Annotated in this window: 27 protein-coding genes, 1 pseudogene and 1 riboswitch; of the genes and pseudogenes, 8 read left to right on the forward strand and 20 right to left on the reverse strand. The window is 47.5% G+C overall.

Annotation, left to right across the window (positions count from 1 at the left end):
* Positions 1-196 precede the first annotated feature (196 nt).
* The 7 genes from DT065_RS10085 to DT065_RS18900 are packed head-to-tail and all read right to left on the reverse strand — an operon-like array spanning position 197 to position 4,989.
* A complete protein-coding gene (locus DT065_RS10085) occupies positions 197-970 on the reverse strand; it encodes a class I SAM-dependent methyltransferase (protein ID WP_114373023.1) in 774 nt (257 codons plus the stop codon).
* Entirely contained in the window at positions 970-1,431 is a 462-nt protein-coding gene (locus DT065_RS10090) for a nucleoside deaminase (RefSeq protein ID WP_193550763.1), read from the reverse strand. The genes DT065_RS10085 and DT065_RS10090 overlap by 1 nt, the downstream gene beginning before the upstream one ends.
* Positions 1,432-1,451: 20 nt before the next feature.
* Positions 1,452-1,928 carry a 6,7-dimethyl-8-ribityllumazine synthase gene (gene ribH, locus DT065_RS10095; RefSeq protein ID WP_114373025.1) on the reverse strand — a complete coding sequence of 159 codons (477 nt, stop codon included), beginning with the start codon at positions 1,926-1,928 and terminating at the stop codon, positions 1,452-1,454.
* 10 nt (positions 1,929-1,938) lie between these two features.
* Positions 1,939-3,135 carry a bifunctional 3,4-dihydroxy-2-butanone-4-phosphate synthase/GTP cyclohydrolase II gene (locus DT065_RS10100; RefSeq protein WP_114373027.1) on the reverse strand — a complete coding sequence of 399 codons (1,197 nt, stop codon included), beginning with the start codon at positions 3,133-3,135 and terminating at the stop codon, positions 1,939-1,941.
* Positions 3,135-3,800, reverse strand: a complete 666-nt coding sequence (locus DT065_RS10105; RefSeq protein WP_114373028.1) for a riboflavin synthase — start codon at positions 3,798-3,800, stop codon at positions 3,135-3,137. Before DT065_RS10105 ends, DT065_RS10100 begins: the two co-directional genes overlap by 1 nt.
* The gene (ribD, locus tag DT065_RS10110; protein WP_114373030.1) at positions 3,785-4,846 is read right to left on the reverse strand and encodes a bifunctional diaminohydroxyphosphoribosylaminopyrimidine deaminase/5-amino-6-(5-phosphoribosylamino)uracil reductase RibD; all 1,062 of its coding nucleotides are present in this window, start codon (positions 4,844-4,846) and stop codon (positions 3,785-3,787) included. Before ribD ends, DT065_RS10105 begins: the two co-directional genes overlap by 16 nt.
* Positions 4,843-4,989, reverse strand: a complete 147-nt coding sequence (locus tag DT065_RS18900; protein WP_160112497.1) for a hypothetical protein — start codon at positions 4,987-4,989, stop codon at positions 4,843-4,845. The genes ribD and DT065_RS18900 overlap by 4 nt, the downstream gene beginning before the upstream one ends.
* Positions 4,990-5,119: riboswitch (FMN riboswitch) on the reverse strand.
* A 159-nt stretch (positions 5,120-5,278) separates the two neighbouring features.
* Between DT065_RS18900 and fdhA the strand changes: the two genes are divergently transcribed.
* Positions 5,279-6,511: a formaldehyde dehydrogenase, glutathione-independent gene (fdhA, locus tag DT065_RS10115; protein WP_227002807.1), complete on the forward strand. Its 1,233-nt coding sequence runs from the start codon at positions 5,279-5,281 to the stop codon at positions 6,509-6,511.
* 338 nt (positions 6,512-6,849) lie between these two features.
* On the opposite strand, the gene DT065_RS10120 is transcribed toward fdhA, so the two are convergent.
* A complete protein-coding gene (locus tag DT065_RS10120; RefSeq protein WP_114373033.1) occupies positions 6,850-7,266 on the reverse strand; it encodes a DAK2 domain-containing protein in 417 nt (138 codons plus the stop codon).
* Between the two features lie 348 nt (positions 7,267-7,614).
* Between DT065_RS10120 and DT065_RS10125 the strand changes: the two genes are divergently transcribed.
* The gene (locus DT065_RS10125; protein WP_114373035.1) at positions 7,615-8,517 is read left to right on the forward strand and encodes a hydroxymethylglutaryl-CoA lyase; all 903 of its coding nucleotides are present in this window, start codon (positions 7,615-7,617) and stop codon (positions 8,515-8,517) included.
* 440 nt (positions 8,518-8,957) lie between these two features.
* Here DT065_RS10125 and DT065_RS10130 read toward each other — a convergent pair whose 3' ends face one another.
* The 12 genes and pseudogenes from DT065_RS10130 to DT065_RS10185 form a co-directional block, all read right to left on the reverse strand.
* Positions 8,958-9,440 (reverse strand): DinB family protein, encoded by a 483-nt coding sequence (locus DT065_RS10130; protein ID WP_114373037.1) that lies wholly within the window; start codon positions 9,438-9,440, stop codon positions 8,958-8,960.
* 135 nt (positions 9,441-9,575) lie between these two features.
* Positions 9,576-10,496, reverse strand: coding sequence for a cation diffusion facilitator family transporter (locus tag DT065_RS10135; protein WP_335743545.1), 921 nt, complete (start codon positions 10,494-10,496; stop codon positions 9,576-9,578).
* Between the two features lie 3 nt (positions 10,497-10,499).
* Positions 10,500-10,793, reverse strand: a complete 294-nt coding sequence (locus DT065_RS10140; protein ID WP_114373039.1) for an ArsR/SmtB family transcription factor — start codon at positions 10,791-10,793, stop codon at positions 10,500-10,502.
* 536 nt (positions 10,794-11,329) lie between these two features.
* Positions 11,330-12,115: an SDR family NAD(P)-dependent oxidoreductase gene (locus tag DT065_RS10145; protein ID WP_114373041.1), complete on the reverse strand. Its 786-nt coding sequence runs from the start codon at positions 12,113-12,115 to the stop codon at positions 11,330-11,332.
* A gap of 234 nt (positions 12,116-12,349) precedes the next feature.
* A complete protein-coding gene (locus tag DT065_RS10150; protein ID WP_227002808.1) occupies positions 12,350-12,715 on the reverse strand; it encodes a hypothetical protein in 366 nt (121 codons plus the stop codon).
* A complete protein-coding gene (locus DT065_RS10155) occupies positions 12,712-12,870 on the reverse strand; it encodes a hypothetical protein (protein ID WP_114373045.1) in 159 nt (52 codons plus the stop codon). The genes DT065_RS10150 and DT065_RS10155 overlap by 4 nt, the downstream gene beginning before the upstream one ends.
* A gap of 110 nt (positions 12,871-12,980) precedes the next feature.
* Positions 12,981-13,100: pseudogene (locus DT065_RS19525) on the reverse strand (hypothetical protein); the annotation flags it as partial.
* 65 nt (positions 13,101-13,165) lie between these two features.
* Entirely contained in the window at positions 13,166-13,378 is a 213-nt protein-coding gene (locus DT065_RS19530; RefSeq protein WP_114373047.1) for a hydantoinase/oxoprolinase N-terminal domain-containing protein, read from the reverse strand.
* A gap of 110 nt (positions 13,379-13,488) precedes the next feature.
* Positions 13,489-14,202, reverse strand: a complete 714-nt coding sequence (locus DT065_RS10170; RefSeq protein ID WP_160112499.1) for a LuxR C-terminal-related transcriptional regulator — start codon at positions 14,200-14,202, stop codon at positions 13,489-13,491.
* Positions 14,203-14,682: 480 nt separating this feature from the next.
* On the reverse strand, positions 14,683-14,880 hold the full coding sequence (locus tag DT065_RS10175) for a hypothetical protein (protein WP_114373051.1): 198 nt from the start codon (positions 14,878-14,880) through the stop codon (positions 14,683-14,685).
* A gap of 321 nt (positions 14,881-15,201) precedes the next feature.
* Positions 15,202-16,224, reverse strand: a complete 1,023-nt coding sequence (locus tag DT065_RS10180; RefSeq protein WP_114373053.1) for a DUF3231 family protein — start codon at positions 16,222-16,224, stop codon at positions 15,202-15,204.
* A 79-nt stretch (positions 16,225-16,303) separates the two neighbouring features.
* Positions 16,304-16,621, reverse strand: coding sequence for an RNHCP domain-containing protein (locus DT065_RS10185; protein WP_114376243.1), 318 nt, complete (start codon positions 16,619-16,621; stop codon positions 16,304-16,306).
* Between the two features lie 128 nt (positions 16,622-16,749).
* On the opposite strand from DT065_RS10185, the gene DT065_RS18905 reads away from it, so the two are divergent.
* From DT065_RS18905 to DT065_RS10210, 6 genes are all read left to right on the forward strand, one after another.
* Positions 16,750-16,926 carry a hypothetical protein gene (locus DT065_RS18905; RefSeq protein ID WP_160112500.1) on the forward strand — a complete coding sequence of 59 codons (177 nt, stop codon included), beginning with the start codon at positions 16,750-16,752 and terminating at the stop codon, positions 16,924-16,926.
* A gap of 95 nt (positions 16,927-17,021) precedes the next feature.
* On the forward strand, positions 17,022-18,017 hold the full coding sequence (locus DT065_RS10190; protein WP_114373055.1) for a DUF3231 family protein: 996 nt from the start codon (positions 17,022-17,024) through the stop codon (positions 18,015-18,017).
* A gap of 9 nt (positions 18,018-18,026) precedes the next feature.
* Positions 18,027-18,476 (forward strand): hypothetical protein, encoded by a 450-nt coding sequence (locus DT065_RS10195; protein WP_114373057.1) that lies wholly within the window; start codon positions 18,027-18,029, stop codon positions 18,474-18,476.
* A 114-nt stretch (positions 18,477-18,590) separates the two neighbouring features.
* A complete protein-coding gene (locus DT065_RS10200) occupies positions 18,591-19,607 on the forward strand; it encodes a DUF3231 family protein (protein ID WP_114373058.1) in 1,017 nt (338 codons plus the stop codon).
* A 210-nt stretch (positions 19,608-19,817) separates the two neighbouring features.
* Positions 19,818-20,060: a nuclease-related domain-containing protein gene (locus tag DT065_RS10205; protein ID WP_114373060.1), complete on the forward strand. Its 243-nt coding sequence runs from the start codon at positions 19,818-19,820 to the stop codon at positions 20,058-20,060.
* A 725-nt stretch (positions 20,061-20,785) separates the two neighbouring features.
* Positions 20,786-22,390, forward strand: a complete 1,605-nt coding sequence (locus DT065_RS10210) for a spore germination protein (protein ID WP_114373062.1) — start codon at positions 20,786-20,788, stop codon at positions 22,388-22,390.
* Positions 22,391-22,399 lie beyond the last annotated feature (9 nt).

Consider the following 22,399-nt stretch of genomic DNA (forward strand, 5'->3'; position numbering starts at 1 on the left):
ATGACTTCACCAAAAAATAGTAACCTATTTATTAAGCATGAATAGGTTTCCAAATATGGACCATTCGTATTGATTACTTTCGCCACAAGACCCCTCAGACTTATCAAGAGGGGTCCAACTTCTCAATTTTTTTATTAACATCGTATCTTTTTTACAAACGTCGCAATTTTATTTCAAATTCAAACCAATCTATGTGTTATTTACTCGCTTGCAACAGAATCGATTCCCCGTCAAAACTGCTCACGTTTTCATCCTCACCGTACTGAATGTTGAACTTCTGTTGAAGCGATGAAGGCGCGTCAATCATTTTACTCTGCAACAAAGTTCTTGTCTCAGCCGCAACGTCGAGACGGTCACACCAATCCTGAAAGTCAAATGTTTTTCGGAACCGTTGCACATACTGAACAGTAAAACCGGCCTCTTCTATTTTTGCGGTCCATTCGCTTTTTTTCCATGCGCGGATATGGCTTGGGTCGCGCAGTTTTTCTATCTCATTATAAAACGTGTCAAACACATCTGCTTCCGGAGCCGTATTATCCAACAAGAAAAAAGAACCTCCGGATTTCAACACCCGGAAGCTTTCCTGCAAAAATACATCCGGTCTGGAAAAATGATGGGCGGCGATTCTGCTCACCGCTACATCGAACGCTTCATCTGCGAATGGAAGGCCTTCAGCGTCTCCTTCAACAAAACGAACGTTATCATGCCCGTTTCCGCGGATGAACGTTTCCGCCGATTCCAACATTTCCACGGTTATGTCCATGGCGGTAACTTCTTTTGCCAATGGTGCCAAGGCGTTCGCCACATGTCCGCCGCCCGTCGCAATATCAAGCACCACTTCTTCACCGGTAAGCTTGTTTGTTGTTGCCAATGCCTGTAGATCTTTCCCCTTCGCGTGCAGAGTACTATTGACATATTTTTCTGCTGCTGCTGAAAATGTATCTTGGACAACTTTATTTTTATTTTCCATTACGCTTTGTCCTTCCTTTTCCAAACGTCATAAGGGTGTTGTTCCACATTACTCGGTTTCAGAGCAGTAAATGAAACATCCCTTTTATCGTTTGGTTTAGCTACTTGTTCATAAACATACGGCGAAGCCAAACCATATTCCGTTGCTTCCTCGAGGGAATAAGCAACATAGACATCCTGGATACCGGCGGCATAGATGGCGCCCAAGCACATCGGGCAAGGCTCACCGCTGGCATACAGTTCACACCCTGACAAATTTTCGCTACGCAGGTTTTTCGCCGCTTCCCGTATGGCGAGCAGCTCTGCATGGGCGGTTGGATCCTTTTCGGTTGTTGCCTCGTTGGCTTCCTCACTGAGGATTTCACCATCTTTTACGATAACTGCCCCAAATGGGGTGTTGCCACGTTCGACTGTATCACAGGCGAGCTGAATTGCTTTTTTCATAAATGCTTCTTTTGTCACGCCTTACCTCCGCATACCTATTAGTTTGTTGGATGTAATACTCTCGTGAGGTTCGCCATTTCAATCGCGGCGGTGGCTGCTTCCGCTCCTTTATTCCCTGCTTTTGTACCTGCACGCTCGATCGCTTGCTCAATGGTTTCTGTCGTGACAACACCGAAAATAACCGGTATATCGGAAGAGAGGGACAGAGACGAAACGCCTTTGGCGACTTCATTGCACACGTAATCAAAATGAGGCGTTGAACCGCGGATAACGGTGCCGAGCGTAATGATTGCATCATACGATTTAGATTGCAGCATCTGTTTGGCGCCAAAAGGAATTTCAAAGGCGCCGGGAACTTTGGCGACATCAATGTTGTCCGGATTTGCCCCGTGCCGGACCAACGTTCCTTCTGCACCTTCAAGGAGCTTGCTTGTAATGAATTCATTGAAACGACCGACGACAATCCCTATTTTTACATCTGTAGCGACCAAGTTTCCTTCAAATGTTTCTCCCATGATTGACCTCCTAAAATTCAAGCAAATGTCCGAGCTTATGAAACTTCGTTTTCAAATAAGATTCATTGTGTTCCACAGGGGGGAGTTGCAAGCCGATACGTTCCTCCACATGGATCCCGTAGCTTTCGAGACCGCTGATTTTCCAAGGATTGTTCGTCAACAGCCGTACCTTTTCTATCCCCAAGTCCCGCAAAATTTGAGCGCCGATGCCATAGTCGCGCAAGTCAGCGGAATAGCCGAGTTGCTCATTGGCATCCACCGTGTCATACCCCTCTTCTTGCAGTTTATATGCACGAAGTTTATTCATGAGCCCGATTCCCCGGCCTTCCTGACGCATATAAAGAAGAACGCCCCGGCCTTCTTCTTTGATTTTTTCAAGAGACGCATGCAGTTGCGGTCCGCAATCACAGCGCTCAGACCCAAACACATCGCCGGTCATACATTCCGAATGAATACGTACGAGCACAGGTTCACCGTCTGCAATATTCCCTTTGACGAGTGCAATGTTTTCCTGCCCTTCATCTGCATCTGTGTACCCGATCGCCTTAAAAAAACCAAATTTCGTCGGCAACGATGTTTCCACTTCACGCTGCACCAGTGCATCGTGTTCGCGCCGATAATGGATCAAATCAGCGATTGTAATCATGGGAATGTCGTACTCATCAGCAACAACTTTCAAATCCGGCACGCGCGCCATCGTTCCGTCTTCATTCATGACTTCACAAATCAAACCTGCCTCTGCGTCTGAACCGGCGATTCTCGCGAGGTCCACAGCCGCTTCCGTATGGCCCGCCCGCTTAAGGACACCGCCATCCTGAGCTACAAGAGGGAAGATATGCCCGGGCCGCTTAAAGTCGGAAGCCTTTGCCGTATCGGACGCGAGTGCACGCACCGTTTTCGCCCGTTCCTCGGCAGAAATGCCTGTGGTAGAATCTTGGTGATCCACGCTGACCGTAAACGCCGTGCCATGTGAATCCGTGTTGTCATGAACCATTTGTTGGAGGGACAAGTGGTCCGCTCGTTTCCGTGTGATCGGGGCGCAAATAAGCCCACGGGCGTGTTTGGCCATGAAGTTCACTGTATCGGCAGTCGCGGTGTTCGCCAGTGCCACCAAATCCCCTTCGTTTTCACGGTCTTCATCATCACAAACGATGATAACTTTCCCTTCGCGAAGTGCTTTAATCCCCTTTTCCATCGAATCAAACATCAGCCTTCCCTCCTTTCATAAAAGCCGCTTTTCTCGAGAAGCCCATCGATCGTTTGCTCCGATTGATCATGGCTGTTTGCGGGCTGCAATAATTTTTCTACATATTTGCCGATGATATCCGTTTCTATATTTACGTAATCGCCGACAGATTTGCTGCCGAGATTTGTTTCTTTGAGTGTGTGGGGGATGATCGCGACGATAAAGCTGTCGGCATACTCGCGAGCGACCGTTAGACTGATGCCATCCACGGCCACCGAGCCTTTTTGCACAATATAGCGTAGTAAGCCACCCTTCACCTTAATCTCAAAATTAACCGATCCGCCTTCGGGCGTGCGTTGGATAATCTCCCCGACCCCATCGGTATGGCCCGCGACGATATGGCCGCCAAAACGATCGGCAACAGCCATGGACCGTTCCAAGTTGACCGGATCATTGTGCCTGAGTTGGGATAGAGTCGAGCTCGCGAACGTTTCCGCCATGATATCAGCCGTAAATTGTGCGTCGTGGATCGAAGTCACCGTCAGACACACTCCGTTCACGACAATGCTATCCCCGATCCGTGTGTCTTCCAATACGTGCGCACAACGGATCGTTATTTGACCGTTTTGGCCGGTTTGAACAATGTTTTCGACCATTCCTACTTCCTCAATCAACCCTGTGAACATGATGCATCCCCCTTCTTAGGTGTCGCTGTAATTTTAATATCCCCGCCGACCATTTGTGCATGCTCCACCTCGAGCTCTGTGTTAGCGGCATCTGCACTGAACAACTTTGGCGCGACATAGGAGATGTAACGTTGGATTTCATTTTCGGCTATAAACGAGGAAATGATCGTTTGTCCGCCCTCGACCAAAACGGTTTGAATATCAGCCCGGCCGAGTTCCGTGAGCACACTTTTCGCGGTTACCGTGGACATCGAAATGACTCTAGCACCTTTTTGCTCCAATACAGATGCATGATTCGACTCCGGGCTTTCTTCTGTAAAAATCCATGTGGGAGCCTTGCCATCGGCAACCAGCCGCGCATCACCTGGCGTGCGCAAATGACGGTCCAGGACAACCCTGATCGGGTTTCTTCCTTCGATTTCTAAACGGGTCGTGAGCGACGGGTTATCATTTAATACGGTTTCAACCCCTACGAGGATGGCGTCATTACTATGACGAAGTTGATGGACTTCTTCAAGCGCCGCTTCTCCAGTGATCCATGGGGATAGACCCTTAGGCGATGTCATTGCCCCATTGAGGGTGGAAGCTGTTTTCACAGTGACGTACGGCTTGCTGGTTTGTACGAAATGAAAAAACGCTGCATTTAGCTTTCCCGCTTTCTCTTCCAATACACCCACCTCGGTCTCCACCCCGGCATCCCGAAGCGCTTCGATGCCACTGCCGGCCACTTCCGGATTCACGTCCTTTACGGCAACGACGACACGTGTAATCCCTGCTTCAATGATTTTTTTCGTACAAGGCGGCGTGCGTCCGTGGTGATTACAAGGTTCGAGCGTGACATACATCGTTGCGCCACTGGTACGCCCCTCCGCCATTTGTAACGCGTGAACTTCAGCATGATTTCCCCCGGCACCCATATGAGCACCGGTTCCGACGATCCTTCCGTCTTTTACAACGACAGCGCCCACCATCGGATTCGGCGACGTCTGCCCTTCCATCGCAGCAGCCAAATCCAGGGCGCGCTGCATAAACCAATGATCATTCATGGCCAACGGTCTCCTTTTTCAGGGACAAAAAACCCCGGAGTGCGCGACTCCGAGGTTCGTTTTTTGATGAGGATCCAATACGCGTGAACGACGTATTGCAATCGTACATACACTTCCAGCACCGTTCGCTTGAAGGTACGCATCTTAAACTTCTCCCATCCAGACTTTCACTGTCGGCTCTGGAGTTCCACCAGATCCACCGTTTTGCAAACGCAAACCGGGTCACGGACTGTCACCGCCGGTAGGGACTTTCACCCTGCCCCGAAGTTTTTGTATTAAAATGTTTGTAACCACTTTATCATTATTCACGATGCATCATCAAGTGAAATGATTCTTCCCTTGGAAAATTTCGATATTTTCCGAAATGTGATTACAAGAACAACAAAAAGGGTAAAGCATTGTTAAGCTCGTTCCAACACGGGTTCATTCATTATCTTTACTGGAGGGGTATCTTTGGCAAATAACAAAGGCGTGGTTTATCAAGGCGAAGGTAAAGTGACCGTTGAGGATATCGGATATCCAGAATTAGTCCTCCGGGACGGTCCCGGCGTTCCAAAAGAAAATGTCGGCCGCAAATGCGAACACGGCGTTATTTTAAAAGTAATTACAACAAATATTTGCGGGAGCGACCAGCACATGGTCCGCGGGCGAACCACGGCGCCAAAAGGGTTGGTGCTCGGCCATGAAATTACCGGCGAGGTTGTTGAAACCGGTCGCGATGTGGAATTCATCAAAAAAGGGGACATGGTTTCCGTCCCCTTTAATATCGCGTGTGGGCGTTGCACCATGTGCCAACAACAAAAAACACATATTTGCTTAAACGTTAATCCGGACCGTCCGGGTTCTGCCTATGGATATGTCGATATGGGCGGCTGGGTGGGCGGCCAATCCGAATATGTGATGGTCCCCTACGCCGACTTTCAGCTCCTCGTATTCCCGGATAAAGATCAAGCGATGGAAAAAATACTGGATTTAACGATGCTGACAGATATTTTTCCTACCGGTTTTCACGGCGCCTATTCTGCAGGCGTTTCGATGGGATCCACGGTATATGTGGCAGGCGCGGGACCTGTAGGGCTGGCTGCAGCACATTCTGCCCAACTGCTCGGTGCCTCCACGGTGATTGTCGGCGATCTCATTGAAGAACGTCTGCAACAAGCTGAAAGCTTTGGTTGTGAAACCGTTAATTTAAAAGAGCATGACCGGCTCGGCGAACAAATTGAACAAATTTTAGGTGTTCCGGAAGTGGACGCCGCGATTGACGCGGTTGGATTTGAAGCCTCCGGCCATGGGGAAAGCGGCGAACAACCGGCCGCCGTTCTAAACGCCATTATGGATGTCACCCAAGCCGGCGGAGGACTCGGCATCCCCGGTTTATATGTCACCGAAGACCCGGGCGCTAAGGATAAAAATGCGCAGACAGGATCGTTAAACGTCCGCTTCGGACAAGGGTGGGCGAAAGCACACACCTTTGTCACCGGGCAAACACCGGCGATGTACTATAACCGCGGTTTGATGAAATCGATTTTATCCGGCAATGCGCAAATCGCGAAAGCCGTCAACGCACAAGTCATTACCCTCGATGAAGCGCCGGAGGGTTACGCGGATTTCGATCAAGGGGCACCAAAAAAATTCGTAATTGATCCGCATGGATCCCTAAGGTAACCGTACAGCACCATGGGAGACAAACAATCCTAACCAGAAGAGGATGGACCACTGGACCACTGAAAGGAGAAATGATCCAATCAGTGGTCCCAAGACGAATGATGGGACCACTAGAAGGAGGAATGTTCCAATCAGAGGTGTCATGGGCGAGCAATGGGACCAGCGAAAGGAAAAATCGCCCAAACAAAGGTGCCATGAACGATTGAGGGGGCCTTTTACGTGAGTGGTTAAAAAGATCGCCACTCGATTCCCTTCCAACATCCTCCCCCCCTCATTAATTGTCTTTGCCAGTGCTTGAAACAAATAAAAGCTCGATACGGCTCCCGGGTCGAGGTGACTCACCGATTTATCGCCGAGCAGTGCTCCGCGCCCTTTTTGACGACCGTGCTTTCCGTATCGGTCATTCTTTTTTTCGCAGCACCCTCGATTTTTTTCCATGCCGGTTCTTTTTCATCAAGGATTGCTGCTACAAGAGACCAGACATCCAAAAGCGTTCCGTCACCGGCTTGTGTTTTTCCTCGTTGAGCGATCCCTTCCACGGCTTTTGCCATCCCCGACATCCACGCCGGGCCATTCACGTGATCCACGTCTTGCCAAGCCGTCCCCAAACGCATAAAAGCAGTCCCGTATAATGGACCTGAAGCACCGCCTGTGTTGGAAACGAGTGTACTGCCGACGTTTTGCATCAGTTGGGACAGCGGTAAATCCCGCCAATCATCCAGGTTTTCCACAACTGCTCGGAGCCCCTTCCATATTTATACCATGCTCACCGTCGCCGACGGCTTGGTCCAGCTTGGATCATTCATCTTTATGTTCTACCATTTTATTCGCTGTCTTCCGTATCCACTGTTTGGCCTGCTTTCTATTCATGCTGTTCCATAAGCGGCGTGATGAGCAATCCCGACAGTGTCTCCATAGGTTTAAAATAGGTTCCAATAAAAGTTGCACTGTTTTTTCGGTCCTTGCCGATTGGGCATCGCCATAGGATCAGCTCCTTGTTTTTTTACCCTATATGGCTAATGATTACGGAGGGAAAGTTGCATGTTAAGATAAAAATAGTTCAAAACTTTCTCTCTAATCTTCGCTGAAAGGAGATTCGTCATATGATTCATTTATGTGAAGTCGGAGCCAGAGATGGACTGCAAAATGAAAAAAAGCACGTAACCACAGAAGATAAGGTCGCACTCTTGAATCAGCTTATGGACACCGGTATCAAAAAATTCGAAACAGCATCTTTTGTGAATCCGAAAGTCGTCCCGCAGATGGCAGACGCCGAAGCAGTGATGGAAGCACTTCCGGAAAGAGAAGGCATCACGTATGCCGGTCTCGTGCTCAGCCGTTCCGGCTTGGAGCGCGCACTCGCTACAAAGGTCGATCGCTTGCATATTACGGCGGCCACAAGCGATACATTCAATCAGAAAAACGTCCGCCGCACCGTTTCGGAAAGCGTTGAGGAGCTGTCGACTGTGGTTGAAGATGCAAGTGCCGCGGGGCGCCCTTCAGCCGCCATTCTCTCCACTGTTTTCGGATGCCCCTATGAAGGGACGGTTGACCGCGCCCGAGTTTTCCGTGTCGCGGAAGCATTCCTTGATGTCGGCGTTCAAGAAATCGTACTTGCCGATACGACCGGTATGGCTAACCCTATTCAAGTCAGGGATACGGTAACGGATTTTAAAAGAAGTTTCGGAGAGGAAGTGCCATTAGGTCTTCATTTTCATAACACACGCGGACTCGGCCTTGCTAATGTTGCTGCCGGTTACGAAGCCGGTGTGCGCATGTTCGACGCCGCGCTTGGAGGACTCGGCGGTTGCCCATTCGCCCCGATTGCTGTTGGAAACGTGGCAAGCGAAGATATGATTCATATGTTCCAAGAAATGGGGGCAGAAACCGGCATCGACCTCGAAGCGATGCTCAACACATCCAAATGGCTGGAAACCGTCATGGAAAAAACACTCCCGGGCATGGTAATGAAAGCAGGAGCCGCTTCGCGGTTGGCAGAGCAGTGACGGGGCAATACAGTTATCATGAGGTGTTCATGATGGCCGTTGCTCGGGGATACTCCCGACCCCATAGGGTGAAACGGGCGCAGCGTTCTATCTTGGGTGAGAGGGATAAGTAGTGAATTTTCTGCTCACACTTGATGATTTTACCTTCTAATGGTTCAATTACTTACCTATGACACCTCCTATTTGAATATTTTTACTTTTAGTGGTGTCATAACTCATCATGGCACCATTGATTGGATTATTTTACCTTACAGTGGTTCCATAACTTACTAATGACACCTATGTTTGCAATAATTTTCCTCCTAGTGGTGTCATAACGGGGATTTATTTCGGCGTTCTCTCCGCAGAGACTAATATTAAACGTGCCTTCTATTTCCCCAAAGACACGTGCGTTGCTTCCCGCCACGAGTAAAGCCGCCCAACACTGAGCGGCTTTTCCTTCACATTTTCTCCATTTGTTCTTTTGTCGGTCCATATAACCCCGGCACTTCCAGGCCGGCTTGGCGCAACAGTACGACCATTTCGCCGCGGTGATGGATCTGATGGTTGATAACTGTCCGCAGGACCACGCCTCGAGGAGCTTCGCGACCTAGAAAATCGACATTTTCTTCCAACGCCGCGTCGGTAAGTTCCTTCCCTGCTTTTTGACTTACTTCATCTGCCACACGTTCATAGGCTGCCAGGATTTCTTTTGCTTGCCTAGGTTGATCTTCCGGCTTCCCCGCCGGCGTGATTTCAACTCCCGCTTGTCCAAACAAAAATGCCGGGCTCACCGCTAAATGCCACCCGAGCCACCCTAGCGTATTATGACCTTCTTCAATTGCTTGATCCAACTTTTCATCTCGCAACGACCGTAAAACCTGTTGTGTTTTTTCTGCCTCATCTGCCCATTCTTGTAAAAAATCAAAGACTTTTCGATACATAGGTAAACCCCCAATAGTTAAATCTAATGCTTATTTAAATCGTATCGATGTACTCCTTCCAATGCAAGCGGAAGGCTATAATAATGGTTCAAGGCGAGACACCCCATCGCCGATCGATCGGGGGACGCGTCCTCATTAAGTGGATGGACGTGGACTCGAACACATTGTCGTACATTCCACTTCTCCGCCTTCCATTTGTATGACTGCATGTGAGATGTGAAATTCTTCTTTTAACATATCGGTGGCTTCCCGGAGCAATGCATCGCGATCTGCTCCATCTTCCACAACGAGGTGGCAACTTAACGCCGGGAAATCAGAAGTGATCGACCACAAATGTATATCATGCATAGAACGAACATGCGGTAATTCTTTTAAATGCTTTTCAATCTTTTGCAAGGACATACCCGGTGGTTTTCCTTCCATCAAGACATGGATCGACTCCTTCGCAATGCGAAATCCGGCCGTTAAAATTAACAGAGCCACTCCGGTACTAATAATAGGATCGGCGAGCGTCCAATTGAAAAATAAAATCAGCAATCCAGCAACCAGCACACCGATCGTACCAACAATATCTCCGAGTACATGAAAGAAGGCGCCGCGCAAATTCAGGTTTCCTTTCACATCGCCCTCGCGCAAAAATATCCACGCGATTAGCAAATTGATAACAAGGGCAAAGCTTGCAAACGCCAGCATTCCTGCTCCCGCGACCTCGGGAGGTTCCTGAAAACGTTGCAGCGCTTGCCAGAGCACAAACCCGGAAATGACGATCAACACCACGCCGTTGACAAGTGCCGCTAGAATCTCGAATCGACGGTAACCGAATGTTTTACTTTTGCTTGCTGCCCGTTCTCCGATTTTAAACGCGATCAGCGCGAGGCCAATGGCAAAAAAGTCGCTCAACATATGCCCGGCGTCTGCCAAAAGAGCCAGGCTGTTCGTTAACAAACCTCCGATCACCTCGGCGATCACGAGCACAAAGATCAACATTAAGGCTAACAAAAGCGCTTTTTTATTATCGGTAGGATGATGGTGATGCTCATGGGACAATTCAAACACCTCTTAATCATGCAAGGAATGATGAATGGTTTGTTCCAGAACTTCCAACACGTGTTGATCGTCGGGGGAATAATAAACCATTGTTCCTTCTCTTCTTGCCTTAACAAGGCGGTTATTTTTTAATAAGCGTAACTGGTGGGAAACCGTGGATTGGCTTAAAGATAAACGCTCGGCAATCGTGTTTACCGCACACTCTTTTTTGGAAAGCAAGTGTAAAATACGAATTCTTGTGGGATCGGATAATGATTTAAACGTGTGTGAAACAGTGATCAGCGTTTCTTCGTCGAGATCGTGCATAGGCTCCTCCGTATTATTTCGTTATATGATCATATATTCACATTTTATCATAAAGGGATCGGCTCATCAATATCACACATCGTATATACTAACTTGAAGCGGATGGCGGGGCGTTTATATAGACCATAAATCGATGTTGGCAGCCAAAAAGGTTGCCATAAAGCGTTTATGAAGCCCGTTACTCAATGAGGTCTGTCCACATGGGCGCCATGGGTCGATTTTATCTAAGTGTAGTGTATTCTAGTCAGGAACACATATTCGTAAACTTAAAAAAGATCTGGTCATACGTTCTAAATCGGTGGCGGACCCAGAAAACAGATTGCTTGACGACTTCTTACGATCTATTATCGAGACGATCGCCTAAAACAGAACGATAGACAATTTCTAACGATCTATAATCTACGTGCCCGAATAAAACAGATCGTATGGCGCAATCTGCTCCGTGGTTCGACCTCTCTACTCTCTTTCTTCTTCCCCAGGGCGACCGTTTTCGTCAGTTTCTCCAATACTGGCGCCATGGCTCGATCCCCTGGCGCTTAGTCAAACATCAACGGGCGGGCGATTTTGTTGATCGCGCCTCCATCAACCATAAGCGTCTGCCCACTTACGTATGTCGATTCATCCGAGGCGAGGAATAAACAGGCGTTGGCGATATCTTCGGTGGTGCCGATGCGCCCCATCGGTTGAAAATCGAGCGTTTGCCTAAACGCTTCATCGGGATCGTCAAGGCTTTCAAATGTTTTTTGCAACAGAGGCGTATCGACGGTACTCGGTCCTACCGCATTGACACGGATCTGGTCGGCACCGTAATCAAGTGCCATCTGCCGTGTAAGTGCCGTCAGCCCCCCTTTCGCGGTAGCGTAAGCGGCAAGGCGGGGGATTGTCTTTTCCGCATGCCAGGACGCAATGTTGATGATCGATCCTCCGCCCTGTTTTTGCATTTCCGGCAACACATATTTCGAGCATAAAAATGGACCGGTCAAGTTGATCCCAAGAAGTCGGTTCCACTCTTCCAATGACGTCTCGTCCACGGACTTGCGAAAATTGATCGCGGCATTGTTCACCAGAATATCTATGCCTCCATATTTGTCCACGACCGTTTTTACCAAGTCCATCACACTTGCATCATCACTAACGTCGGTCGGTTGCAAAAAAGCGTCGGTTTGGTTGTTTTGCAATTGTTGAACGGTTTCACGACCGGTTTCTTCATCGACATCAGCGACAACAACCTTTGCCCCTTCCTTTCCGAACGTATCGGCAATTCCTTTGCCAATGCCTTGACCACCACCGGTCACAATCGCTACTTTATCTTGTAAACGCATACGCTACCTCCTTTTTCTAGCGGACATTTTGATTCCAAAACAGGAGATCAAACATTTCCCCCGATTTTTTGGAAAATTTTCCGCACAACCCATGATTTTGTCCTCAGAAAGCCTTTTCAATGCCAAAATCCCCGCCTATCCAGCATTTTTGTCTTCAATCAGCTGATAGATGGTGCACTAATCTGTTACCCTTTTTTCACGTAACATAACCTTTGCGGATATCATCTATTCGGATCAAACATGCGCCCCCTCCTTTTCCAGCCATACATGAAGGAGTTCATCTACGCGTAAAAGAAAACCGGGAGGGATGACGAGGGTCGATTCCCGTTCTTCCACAATAGCCGAGCCCAGGAACGCGGTGCCCGCAGGAAGGTTGGTCCGTTCGTAGACAGGCGTCTGATGAAAAGATTTATACGCGCGAAAATAAACATCGCGGTACGCTTTCGGGCCGGCCGCTGCCTTCGATTGATTTTCCGACGATCGGAGATAAATGTGCGGGTCGGGACCACGCACAACGACCCGCCAATTTAATGCTTCAATCCCCATCTCTTCATTGGTTTCGGCGTAACGTTTTGCGTATTCCGCTTTAAAGTTTGTTATAACGGCGGGAACACTTCCGACTGCACGACTACATTCGCCACCGTAGTAGACGTACGCGGGTACTCGCGGATTTCCGGGGAAACTTCACCGGAAAGCGAGATGTACAGTTCGGGTGCCACTTCTTCTGCAATTTCACATACACGTGCTTCATGCACCGCATTCCGGTAACCATGTAAAAAACAAACGGCAACGGCTTCCCCCCCCCATCCTTACAAAGCCGACACAAAGTTTCTTTTACACCAATTTCATCAAGCGGATCCAGTACCATTCCATCGCTCAATATCCGTTCTTTTACGGTGTACCGCAATTCTCTTGGAACGAGCGGAATCGGTTTGTCCACAAAATGATTATAGAGGTCATAACGGCTCTCAGTGGCGATTTCCAACTGGTCCCGAAACCCTTCGGTGGTAATTAATGCCGTCTTCGCCCCTTTTCACTCAATCAAGGCATTCACAACAAGCGTTGTGCCATGAATGATCGTATCAATGGCTGCGTAACGATACCCGAATTTTTATAAATTTTTTCCAATCCGTCGATAAACCCATGGGAGGGATCCGGATACGTCGTCACCGTTTTTCCAAACGACCGATTCCCTTGCTCGTCCAGAAAAACAAAATCGGTGAACGTACCGCCAATGTCAACGCCTACGTTAATCGATGCCATTCGCGTGCCTCCTCTCTGTGTGTGTAGTTTCTCGATGTGGGGAGAAAAATCCTTTATTTCGGGCACAAAAAAAGCGCCCGAGTTGGAAACGGACACCTGGAGTTATTATTCTAAGCATTATAGGCAGGGCGGCCACCCGACCGGTGCATCGTCATTAGTTGCGGGCTTTCGAAAATTCCCCGTTCGTGAAACGCGTCCACGATCCAATCCAATTCAATCGCCCTTTTAATTGCATGCGTACGGTCTGTGGCATTGATTTTTTTTATAATTTTACTTACATGATTATTGACGGTTGATTGGGCAAGATAAGCGTTCTCTGCAATTTTCATATTGCTTTTTCCTTCTAAAATTCCTTGCAAAATACGGCATTCGGCAAGGCTAAGTTTCGCGGAAGCTTTTTCGAAATCAAGCTGAAAATGTTTTTGTAAACCAGTCTTGCGGGTGCTCGCCTTATCAAACACCTTAATAAAATCAATATTCAACGTCGGATCGATATAAGAGTGGTCGGATGTTCTGTTTTTAATCTGTTGTGCTAACGTAGGGATGGAATGTGAGCCGGCAATGACATGTGAAACACCCAAATTCAGCACCATCTCAAACGATTGCCGATCACCGGGATTAACCAAGGCAACATATTTATGTAAAGGACGTTCTCGTAGCTGTTCAAGGCTCGCTTTTTTTCCCACGACAACATGAATTTGCTCCCGTTCGAGGATAATTCTTCCCTGATCCGGGTCGAAATACATATCTTTATGAAACTCATACAGTTCAGCCAACCGCTGTTGCGCTTCCGTGTCTTCATAAAACGTTAAACAAACTTTCATCTCGTACCCTCCCATTTGTAAAATCATGAGTAATAATAGCATGTTTTAGGTTTATTATCAATATTAAGAGAAATTTGTGTATTTTATTAAAAATTACAGCCTTAGAAAAGAGAGGTCGTGGAATTCGGTTCGGGCGGCCGATCTAAGCAGAGTTAAGTCACAATGAACGGCTGGCGGTGTGTGCGGTACCCGAAATACTGGCTTGAACATGAGTTGAGTCCCCATGATCGAGGTATGGCGACCGAAATGCCGACGCGCAACTCGATTTGAGGCTCCATGAGCAGCGCATGGCGACCGAAATAACAGTTGAACCCAAATTAGGTCGCCATAAACAGGTGTTGACGACCTAAGTACTGGTTCAGGTTCGAATTAGGTCGTCATCATACGTTGTTGGCACCCTAAGTGCTTCCGAAAAACAAAGCGGTCATCGTGCGCAACAATGTTTTTTGGAGGGCATTTACAAGTGTGGGATGACAAAAATCAAAGAATAATTTTAATATTAAAAATACCACTGACATGTACGTTCGTTTGCCAACTATCACAATATCCCCGCAGCCCTCGAATCGTGCGGGTTTCAATTTTCAGTTCTTCATTTGAAGTATAGGATACAATGATACCATTTTTGGAATTAAGCAGTTCTTGTGTCGCCTCTTTCGGATCTTGAATCGGTCGGATCAAGGTTACTTCATCGAAGTACTAAATTTTACGAACTTCCTCCCATTGCATAGTTGGAACCTCCATTTCTTTTTTTATTATATCAGAAAAATAGCCAGTCACGGACCAGCATGTTCAATCTCTCTTGAGGTCTACAGTGACAATCCCCCGCACATCTAACCATTTTTTTGCAAAAGAAGGAATTTTTTCACGGAATCCTTGTTCATTGGATGATCTCAATGAGGATCCCTTTTTTTATCATCATTCTTTCGGACAGGTTTTCCTCACAAAACTGTCCTATATGGCCCCCTTATTCGGACACTTTTCCCGCAGTCGCTCCTTTCATCATCTGTTGCTTTTTCCCTTTGCTAATTGCGTTCTGTCTTCCGCTTGCGGGGGTTCTTCCAGCCAGCCATTATCGACTATGACCTGCCCGCTATTTTTAGCGAAATTGAATATGTCTGCTGCGGTTTTTGCCATTTTCGCAGGTAAATCGCTTCGCAAGCTAAAGGCTGAACCGATCGCATTGCTTGTCATACCAAAATTCGTGAATACGCTCGTTTGATACATCATCATTTTGTCCGAAAAGGGCGCATTGGTCGAATCAGTTGCGTTGCCTGCCCACATCGAAGGGGTGTGGACATCGCTGTCACGCAAAAGGTCACTTAATTTCGTGACGATTTGTTTCGCAAGATCCTTCCCATCAAAGAAAATTTTGGCAGCGTCTTTATTTTGGGCGGATTGGGCGAACCCTGCCATTAATGTCATCCCGATTGTGTTTGCCTCTAACGGTTGATAAATATGGCCAATTTCAACCGCATTTAAAGGTCTTTTCTGAGAGAACAGATTAAACCCTGACATATACTGTTTCGTTTTTGCAAATTCAACTTCCTTTGGCAACGTGATATAAGGCGGACGTGGGATCGCCGCATGCTTTAAAAGAAAATCGGTCGTTTGATCATAAGCCTCTTGCGCATCAGCCGTAAAGCGCTGGTACAATTTTCTTATGTCATCCCTATAAGCCATGGATAAATGGACGGTGAACAGCCCCATATTGATGACTGTGATTAAACGCAAGTGCATAATATCAAACATTTCATCGAATAGACGAGCAGCACCCGGTTCTACGTCTTTCTCGGTATAGCCTACCGGCAACGCAGCCCCCTCTTCCTGAAATATTTTTGTCAGTGTTTCGACATGGTTCCTTTCCTTTTTGTAATAGGAAGCTAAAATTTTTTTGGCATCCTGGTTTTCCGCTTTTTCCATGTAGTGTTCCAAAAATCTCATGTTCATCGTCTTGTTTTCATAGCCCATCCACAGTGATCCCAATTCTGCCGCTGAAATAGACAGGTGGTCTGAAGTCGTCATTTTTAAATCCTCCTAAGTTAAACAAACCGGTTTTCACTTTAATGTCCCCCCATCTCTGACCCGTATACAACTTCCACATTTAACCCTTCGCCAACCGCGCCATAAGCGCGATAACATCATCACTTTGCTCCTTGTCTTCCGCTGTTTTGTTCAGTTGTTCATGGCCGCACCGCTGGCAGACGTGGACGATTTGGTATCCCTTTTTCGAATGATAGCTCAGGTTCACCGGTTTCATGAGCCCTCCGCAAACCGATGCACGATCACCGGGCTGCTTATCCAAATGCTTGGAATAAAGGCAAAACGGGCAATGATTCCTGTAGCTGCCGTTCGTGAGCGCTTGCACTTCTCTTCCGCATTGTTCGCATGTAAATCCGGTGTTTTCCGTTGTTTTGCTCAAGCCGATCCCTCCAGCTTTTTTCACTGATTATAGCACGTGCGAATAGCAATTGCTTCCATCCTCTCATTTCCGTGTTATTTTTTCGAGCTCATGGACATCATGATGAAAAAGAAGGAGGCGTTGAACGCATGAGCAAAAATAAAAACGAATGTACGTCCTGTGATGGGACAGGGCTCTTGATGGACGACGAGCAATGGCAATATCCTTGCACGATTTGCGGCGGTGACGGGATTTTTGCAGAAGGCGACCCCACCCATCCCGACCGTCCCATCAATGTCGATGACATGAATCGGACACTGGAATAAAAAAAAGCAGTTGTCGCGGTTTACCAAGGCCGCGGCAACGCATTGATCTTTATCGTACGGACACACTAACTAGAAAAGGGAGGTCCCCCCCACCGATGGAAAACCGAGAAGAATCCCGTTTAACTTCCGCAGAACTAGCGAACCTTTGGCGATTGTACATCACTGAAAATTTGATGTATCAGTTCAAAACACCTTTAATTGACAACTGCCAAGATCCAGACATACGCTCCGCCATCGAATTTTCCAGAGCGATCAGTGAACATTACATCGTAAGCATCGAAAACATTTTTCGTAACGAAAACTACCCGGTCCCCACCGCTTATTCGGAAAACGATATTCATCCTCAAGCCCCTGCTTTATTTACAGACGTTTTTTGTCTGCATTTTATCCATCAAGGCGCCCAATTGGGAATGAGCAAGATTCATGAAATGATGGCGGTCGCTGTCCGCCAAGATGTGTGGGAGGTCTTAAACCAAGGGGCTAACGATTTTAAAGACCTTTATCAACAATCATTACAGCTATTGCTGACAAAGGGGCTCTATTCTCGCCCTGCTTTTCTCCCTCCCGAAAAAGAATCGAGATTTGCGGAAAACAAACACTACGTATCCGGTTGGCTCGGCAACCAACGGCCATTAAATGCCCTTGAAATCATGAGTATTCATAACACCATTATCCAAAACGGGATCAGCAAAGCGATATTGCGTGCCTTTGCACAAGTGATCAATGACAAAAAGCTCCGTGACTACCTGGAAAAAGGCGCCGAAACCGCAAGCGATATTATGAGGGAACTGGAAGATTGGCTCATTATGGAAAACACAAATGTAACGGCCACGTTGGATTCCGAAATATTGCCAACGGAAACTCCCCCGTATTCCGACAAACTGATGATGATGCTCATCGCCAACGTGGGGGTCGGGTCGCTGGGCGTTTATGGCAATGCATTGAGCACCGTATTTCGAAGGGATTTGGGCTTAAAATTCATGCACTTGATGAAAGATGCGGTTCAATACGCGCAGGAAGGACTGCATCTCGTCATCGATAAAGGTTGGATGGAAGTGCCGCCGCAGTTTCCTGACATTAACACAAGGTAGGAGAGGCCAATGGAAAAAAAGGTCGAAGCTATTTTATGGAGTATCGCCTTGCCGGGATTCGCTCAGTTGTTAAATCGAAACTATGTGAAGGGAATCCTGCTGATCGCGATCGAACTCATCGTCAACGTAATGGGAAATTTGAATACGCTGATCGTTTTAAGTTTTCAAGGGTATACCCAGGAAGCGGTTCAACAGGCGGATTATTTATGGATTATGTTTTACCCTTGTTTATATTTTTTTGCGATATGGGATGCGTACAAAGATGCCGGCGGTGACGGAAAACCGTATATGGCAATTCCTTTTGCCTCGGCCGCATTCATCACGACGATTGGCGTTGCTTACTCCTCCCAAACGATCATGGGCGTGACTGTCGGGCCAATCTTTTTGCCGATTCTGAGCTCCTTTGTCGGTTTGGCGCTCGGATTTGCCGCCAGGAAAATCGTCATGAGCGTCATCTAAATCCTGTGTTAAAGGGATAGACCACGATTAATGATTTTAATCGGAAGCCGGGCGCTTACATTATTTAAATGCTTCAAATCCGATTGAATAATTAAAAACCGAGGTGAACATACGTTGAAAACAAATCATCACTCTCCGTTAACGGCATCAGAAATCGGTACGTTGTGGGGTTTTTATCAAAAAAACAGCCTTCTTACCCGTGTGACAGGGTATTTCATGGAAAAAGTGGAAGACGTGGATATCCGTGAAGTGTTACAGCTCGTTAAGAAAGAGGGCCAAGAAGCTTTAACCATGATAGAAGACATTTGCCAAAGTGAACAAATGGCGATTCCGGTCGGATTTACGGATGAAGATGTGACCCCTTCTGCCCCTCGCCTGTTTAGTGATGCGTTCATGCTGGAGTACGCCCGACAACTGGAAGTCGCGTCGATCGCAGCCGCCGGCGCAGCTATTCCTAACGTCACGCGATCGGATATAACAAATTTCCTGCAAACGGCGCTACAACTTGGGATGAGGCATCATGATATCGCCAAAGAAACATTAATGGAGAAAGGGCTATACAGCCGTCCGCCCGTGATCCCCGCCCCTAAACAAGTGGATTTTGTGGAAAAACAAAACTTTATGAGAGGTTTTTTGGGAGAGAAGCGGCCACTGAGTGCCGTCGAGATCACGCATCTTTTCATGAATATGCAAACAAACGCCCTCGGCAAAGCACTCATGATGGGCTTTGCACAAGTCGCCAAGGATGCAAAGGTGACAAAATATTTGGTACGCGGTAAAGAAATCGCCCACAAACACGTTGAAGTATTCCGTTCGCATTTGGCCGAAGAAGATCTGCCGGGATCGAGAACGTGGGATGATCATGTCATGACTTCATCCACCGAATCTCCGTTTTCTGACAAGCTAATGACCTTCCATACGACGGCGTTGGTGGACATCGGGATCGGCAACTACGGATTATCGACCGCCGGCAGCCCGCGACGTGATATAGGGCTGACGTATGCCCGATTAATGGCGGAGGTCGCCGCGATGGCAGAAGACGGCGCGGAATTAATGATTAAGAACGCTTGGCTGGAACAACCGCCGCCCGCACCGAACCGGAAAGCTTTGGAGAAAGGGCGGGGCGGATAGACGGCGGATTCGCCTCTCGCGCTGCGTTTTGATATACTATTATTGAATGAAAATTCTAAGTAAAGACGTAGGCGATGAAGAACATTAAACCTAGTGAGGTTCCTGCCGAGCTGAAACGTTTGCGTATCTTGCGCCCTCGAATGAAACTCCCCGACGAGCAACGTTCAATCTCGAGCTTGGGTTTGCCGGAGAACGTCGGTTGGATGCCGGTTGGAAGACTTATCTGTTGATTATCTCGTCATCAACGACCTTTTGCTCGAACAAAACCGTAATCTTTTCCAAATCGATACGCTGGTTATTTTTCAAGAAAAGGTTTATATTTTGGACGCCAAACACAGTGCTGGAGATTTTTACATTGACGACGATAACTGGCGTACGCTCTCCGGCGCCGAAATCCCTGAACTCCAAATGAAACGAAGAACAATCCTCCTACGAAAATTGCTTCAACAGTAGCGCATGAATTTCCCGATTGAATCCATCCTTGTTTTTACCCACCCAGAATTTTACCTTTACAACGCTAAGCCACAGCTATCGGCCGTTTTCACGCCGCAAATGCCCCGTTTATTGTAAAAAATGAATATTCAGACGTAGAGTCTTGGACACAGACATGAAAAACTCGCCGAGAAATTGCTTGCATTGCATAAGCACGATAATCCACATACGCGGCTGCCTCGATATGATTATGGCGGCCTGAAGAAAGGCGTCGTGTGTTCGGCGTGTCATTCTTTTATGCAATACCAGAGAAAAAAATGGATATGTACAGGGTGCGGAACGGCGGAAGATACTGAAACAGCCGTAATGCGAAGCATAGCGGAATATCGAATCCTGTTCCCGGAACGGAAGATTACGACGAATACGATTTATGATTGGTGCGGGATGTATGGGGCTGACAAAAAAATCAGGAGAATTCTATTAAAAAATTTTAAACGTCGCGGGCATGGTACATCCACCTATTATGTTGAGTAACCTTCGGCCACTTTAGGTGGCCGTTTTAACTGCCGTTTTATTATTGATCATCCGTCTTGCGGACTTTTTCGCGTGCCGCACCATTCTTTTGGCCGCATAGGCCCTGTTTGCGGACTTTTTTCGAGCGGCACCCCATCCGTTTTCTTTTCTACGTTCCAATCTACGCATATTTCGTATAAATTTGTCTTTAAATGGAACGATAAGGTAAACGCATGACCGACCGCCTATATGAGCGCAGGCGTCACTTAAAGGATGATCATATGTCGTTCCTTTTAATGAAAAAAAAATACCAGCAACAAACACCAAAAACCATTTCCGGCAATTTGGAAGATACCATTCGCCTCATTCAGGATCAATTAGGGCAAAATGAAGATTTTGTCACGCGCCGGTTTCATGTTTTCGGGACGTATTCTGCGGTTATGTTTTATTTTTCTGATTTGGTGGATCAAGCGACGATCAATACTGATATTCTAAAACCGTTTATGGACACGCCGTCCGACTTGAACCCTCAAAAAATAAAAAAAGAGCAGTTGCTCGACGTCTTATTAAATGAAACCCTTTACCATAGCGATGCGGAATTGGAAGATCAGCTTGATACGTTGGTCCAGGAACTTTTGCGCGGAAAAACCGTGATTGCCGTTGAAGGTCTGGATCAAGTGATTCAAATCGCCACAACCTTTCTGGAAAAAAGAGCTATCGATCAACCGGCTACAGAGCAAACCATATTAGGCGCTAGAGAAGGGTTCATTGAAGCGCTGGACACCAATATCGCCCTGTTGCGTTATCGCTTGGAGACCCCTGACTTTCGGGTGAAATCATTAAGGTTCGGGCGTCTTTCTCAATCGAAGGCGGCAATTTGTTACCTCGATGGGACGACCGATCAATGGTTTGTGGAGGAAGTGGAGAACCGCTTGTCCCGCGTTGATATTGATCATCTCCCCGATATCGGCTATATCGAACAATTCATTGAGGACAATACGTACTCGCCATTTCCTCAGGTACTCACGACAGAACGGCCGGATAAAACAGTCTCCAATTTAGTGGAAGGGCGCGTCGCGATCTTGCTCGATGGCTCTCCGTTTGCCCTGTTAATGCCGATTGTATGGAATCAACTCTATCAAACATCTGAAGATTATTCGAATCGCTTTTTGATGGGGAACTTTATTCGTATGATCAGAACTTTGGCCCTTGTATTGTCATTGGTTAGCACCGCTCTTTATGTGGCCTTCATTGCGTTCGACCCGGAATTGTTACCGACGGATTTTGCTGTTGCCGTCGCGAGCGGGCGGGCCGGGGTCCCTTATCCGGCGATTGTGGAAGTGTTGCTAATGGAACTCGCCATGGAAGTGCTGCGGGAGGCTACGATTCGTCTACCGACCCAAGTAGGTGCGGCCCTCTCGATTGTCGGGGTGCTCATTGTCGGGGAAGCCGCTGTCCAAGCGAGCATCGCCAGTCCGATTACGGTCGTGGTCGTTGCGTTAGCCACGATTGCTTCCTTTGCCACCCCTTCCTATTCCGCCTCGTTTTCGTTACGGATGTTGCGTTTTCCGATTATCATTCTTGCCGGTATGTTTGGCCTTTACGGGATAGTTATCGCGATCGTTTTTATTTTCAATCATATGCTGTCGTTACGATCATTTGGCGTCCCTTACATGAGTCCGGTCTCCCCGGGGAATGCACAAGGGTGGAAAGACGTCGTCTTTCGGGCCCCGTTATGGGAATTAATCAAGCGACCGTCCTTTCTCCATCCTCCGGATCGCGAACGTGTCGACCGGGAAGATGCCAGGCAGATGTCCAAAAAAACAACGAGGGATTAACGGATCAGA

The organism is Salicibibacter kimchii, from assembly GCF_003336365.1.
In the GTDB taxonomy this organism is placed as follows: Bacteria; Bacillota; Bacilli; order Bacillales; family Marinococcaceae; genus Salicibibacter; species Salicibibacter kimchii.

Bases quoted from the DNA above. Each gene is read 5' to 3' on its own strand.
- DT065_RS10085 (WP_114373023.1), bottom strand. From the start codon at position 970: ATGGAAAATAAAAATAAAGTTGTCCAAGATACATTTTCAGCAGCAGCA.
- ribH (WP_114373025.1), bottom strand. From the start codon at position 1,928: ATGGGAGAAACATTTGAAGGAAACTTGGTCGCTACAGATGTAAAAATA.
- DT065_RS10100 (WP_114373027.1), bottom strand. From the start codon at position 3,135: ATGTTTGATTCGATGGAAAAGGGGATTAAAGCACTTCGCGAAGGGAAA.
- DT065_RS10105 (WP_114373028.1), bottom strand. From the start codon at position 3,800: ATGTTCACAGGGTTGATTGAGGAAGTAGGAATGGTCGAAAACATTGTT.
- ribD (WP_114373030.1), bottom strand. From the start codon at position 4,846: ATGAATGATCATTGGTTTATGCAGCGCGCCCTGGATTTGGCTGCTGCG.
- DT065_RS18900 (WP_160112497.1), bottom strand. From the start codon at position 4,989: ATGCGTACCTTCAAGCGAACGGTGCTGGAAGTGTATGTACGATTGCAA.
- DT065_RS10125 (WP_114373035.1), top strand. From the start codon at position 7,615: ATGATTCATTTATGTGAAGTCGGAGCCAGAGATGGACTGCAAAATGAA.
- DT065_RS10130 (WP_114373037.1), bottom strand. From the start codon at position 9,440: ATGTATCGAAAAGTCTTTGATTTTTTACAAGAATGGGCAGATGAGGCA.
- DT065_RS10140 (WP_114373039.1), bottom strand. From the start codon at position 10,793: ATGCACGATCTCGACGAAGAAACGCTGATCACTGTTTCACACACGTTT.
- DT065_RS10145 (WP_114373041.1), bottom strand. From the start codon at position 12,115: ATGCGTTTACAAGATAAAGTAGCGATTGTGACCGGTGGTGGTCAAGGC.
- DT065_RS19530 (WP_114373047.1), bottom strand. From the start codon at position 13,378: ATGGCATCGATTAACGTAGGCGTTGACATTGGCGGTACGTTCACCGAT.
- DT065_RS10170 (WP_160112499.1), bottom strand. From the start codon at position 14,202: ATGAAAGTTTGTTTAACGTTTTATGAAGACACGGAAGCGCAACAGCGG.
- DT065_RS10180 (WP_114373053.1), bottom strand. From the start codon at position 16,224: ATGACGACTTCAGACCACCTGTCTATTTCAGCGGCAGAATTGGGATCA.
- DT065_RS18905 (WP_160112500.1), top strand. From the start codon at position 16,750: ATGAGCAAAAATAAAAACGAATGTACGTCCTGTGATGGGACAGGGCTC.
- DT065_RS10190 (WP_114373055.1), top strand. From the start codon at position 17,022: ATGGAAAACCGAGAAGAATCCCGTTTAACTTCCGCAGAACTAGCGAAC.
- DT065_RS10195 (WP_114373057.1), top strand. From the start codon at position 18,027: ATGGAAAAAAAGGTCGAAGCTATTTTATGGAGTATCGCCTTGCCGGGA.
- DT065_RS10210 (WP_114373062.1), top strand. From the start codon at position 20,786: ATGACCGACCGCCTATATGAGCGCAGGCGTCACTTAAAGGATGATCAT.